We start from the raw sequence: 2,540 nt of genomic DNA on the forward strand, positions 1-2,540 counted from the left end.
TGCTGGATCGCTTCGACCTGCGATCTCACGCCGACCGGCACCCGTTCCGCCTGTCCGGCGGGCAGAAGCGCCGCCTCTCGGTCGGCACCGCGCTGATCGGCGGCGCCGACCGACCTGGCGGAGTGCTGGTGCTCGACGAGCCCACGTTCGGCCAGGATCGCGCCCGCGCCGACGCGCTGCTCGCGCTCCTCGACGAACTGCACCGGGGCGGTACCACGGTCATCGTCGTCACCCACGATCCGGATCTCGTCGCCCGCCACGCGACGCACATCGCCGCCGTGCGGGACGGGCGGCTGGCCGCCTTCGGCCCCGCCGACGAGGTGCTCCCGCTCGTGCGCGAGCCCGCGTTCTGGCGTCCGGATGCCGACACGACCACGCAGGTGCCTACCGGGCATCCGGGCCCCGACACGACACTCGACCGCGATCATCCGGCTTCCGCAGCCCCACCCGTGCCAGCCGCTGCCGAGCCGACCGCACCGGCCCGGCTCCGGCATCCGGCCCCCGACACAACGCCCGAACCCGACCGCCCGGCCGCCGCGGCCCCATCGGCATCGGACACCGCTGATACCGCCGATGAGCTGCCGGATGCGCAGCCCCGACCCGCGCCGCGCCGCGCACCGCTCGAGCGACTCGATCCGCTGGCGCTGCTCACGGCAGTGCTGCCGGCGATGATCGGGCTCGTGTTCACGCGCGATGTCGCCACACCGGCGCTCGCCGTCGCCGTCGCGTACGCCGTCGTGCTGATCGGCGCTCCGAAGACCCGCGCGCTGGCCGTCTGGCTCTGCGGCATCCTGCCGGTGATGGCGCTCGCCATCGCGGGCGGCTTCACGCTCTGGAGCGACGCGGCCACCGGCGCCGCCACCGGGCTGCGACTGACCGCGCTGCTCGCGCTCGCACTGATCCCCGGGCTGAGCATGGAGGGCACCGCGTTCGTCCGCTCAGTCGTCGCACACCTGCGGGTGCCATATCGCATCGGCTACGCCGCCCTCGCCGCCTACCGCTTCGTGCCGCGCTTCCGGCGCGAACTCGAAGTGATCCGCTCGGCGCACCGCGTGCGCGGCACCGGAGGAAACCCCGTCTCGCGCGGTTTCGCCGCGATCGTGCCGCTGCTGGCCAGCGCCATCCGGCACGCCGAACGTGTGGCCCTCGCCATGGACGCCCGCGCGTTCGGCGCCTTCCCCACCCGCACCGAACGCCACCCGCCACACTGGCGCACACCCGACACCGTCGCTGTCGCCGTAGGACTTGTGGTCACCGCGGCCGTCTTCACCGCAGGCGCGATGCTGTCCGCCTGAGGCGGGTCACGGCGGCAGGTGCAGTCGTCTGCCATCACCGCGTCCCATTCAGGATCGATGCTCACCACGAACACCTCCGCATACGCATCGCCGAGGCCGGAACCCGGCGCTGTCCGCAACATGCTGCAGCGCCATCGATGCGGCGACGGCCCGTCTACTCGTAGTCCGGCGCCGCCTCGAGGCCGAAGAAGTCCTCGAGCGTGTGGAACTCGCCCTCGTGGTACGCGGCCGCGAGCTCCGTGCCGATGTAGCGCAGGTGCCACGGCTCCGGCGAGTAGCCGGTGGTGTCGGTGCGCCCCTCTTCGTAGCGCACGATGAGACCGTACTTCCACGCGTTCTCGGCGGTCCACTGCCCCTGCGCCGACGCGCCGAAGTCGTCCATCGTGCCGCAGCCGCTGGAGCACGGCACCACATCGACGGCAAGCCCGGTCTGATGCTCGCTGTGCCCCGCATGCGCAGACGTCGCCTCAGCTGCCTCCAGACCGGAGCTGTTGACGTAGCCGCTGAAGAGCGTCTCCTGCAGCCCGTACGAGCGGTAGCCGCTGGTCACCGCGATGTCGCCGACGCCCTCGGCGGCCGCGTCGGCGATCAGCCGGTTCACGGCGTCGGTCACCTCGGCGCGCAGCACGCTCGACGTCGTGACGCGACGGTCGGGCGCGGTGAGGTTCTCCGGCACGTAGTCGATCGGGTCGAGCGTGAGGTGCTTGTTCACCACGAGCCACGGCCAGCGTCCGTCGCTGAGCACGATGCAGGGCGCGGAACCGGTCGCCACGTGCCCGCGGAACGCCTCCGCTCCTCCGACCGCCTCGATCACGGCGTCCGGATCACCCGCTTCGAGAGCCTGGGCGACCTTCGCGTTCTCGCACGGGGCCGCGGCCGTGACCGCGTCGATGTCGGGCGCGGGCAGCGCGGTGGCGGTCGCCGGCCCGGCGGGCTCCTGCACTGTCTGCGCTGCCGGCGCCTGGGCAGTCGCTGCGGTCATGTGCCCGATCGCGGCGCCGGCCGTGCCGCCCACCACGACCAGGAGCACCATCAGCATCCCGAGCGCACTCCGATGGCGCGGCGCGGCGCGATGCTGCGCCAGCGGCGTGCGCGCCGTCACCATCGAGAACCTCATCGCTTCCATTGTGTCGCACCGGATGTGAGGCCCCGGGGAACGCGTCGGTATCCGGCGACGGGTCTGCACGCTGGGCAGTGCGCTGCGCGGCATCCGGATGTCGGAGAGGTGGGGGGGGGGGGCCCCCG

The 2,540-nt window shown here is 72.8% G+C and carries 2 protein-coding genes; one reads left to right on the plus strand and one right to left on the minus strand.

From position 1 onward, the window contains the following. Window positions 1-1,295: CbiQ family ECF transporter T component (locus tag DZG09_RS16820; protein ID WP_240423574.1), on the plus strand; the 1,295-nt coding region annotated here is incomplete at its 5' end. Window positions 1,296-1,449: 154 nt separating this feature from the next. Here DZG09_RS16820 and DZG09_RS00785 read toward each other — a convergent pair. Beyond that, window positions 1,450-2,412: a M15 family metallopeptidase gene (locus tag DZG09_RS00785; RefSeq protein WP_162893075.1), complete on the minus strand. Its 963-nt coding sequence runs from the start codon at window positions 2,410-2,412 to the stop codon at window positions 1,450-1,452. Between the last annotated feature and the right edge of the window lie 128 nt (window positions 2,413-2,540).

The organism is Microbacterium halotolerans, assembly GCF_003569805.1.
Lineage (GTDB): Bacteria > Actinomycetota > Actinomycetes > Actinomycetales > Microbacteriaceae > Microbacterium > Microbacterium halotolerans.

Coding starts and splice junctions, on each gene's coding strand:
- DZG09_RS00785 (WP_162893075.1), bottom strand. CDS start 2,412: ATGAGGTTCTCGATGGTGACGGCGCGCACGCCGCTGGCGCAGCATCGC.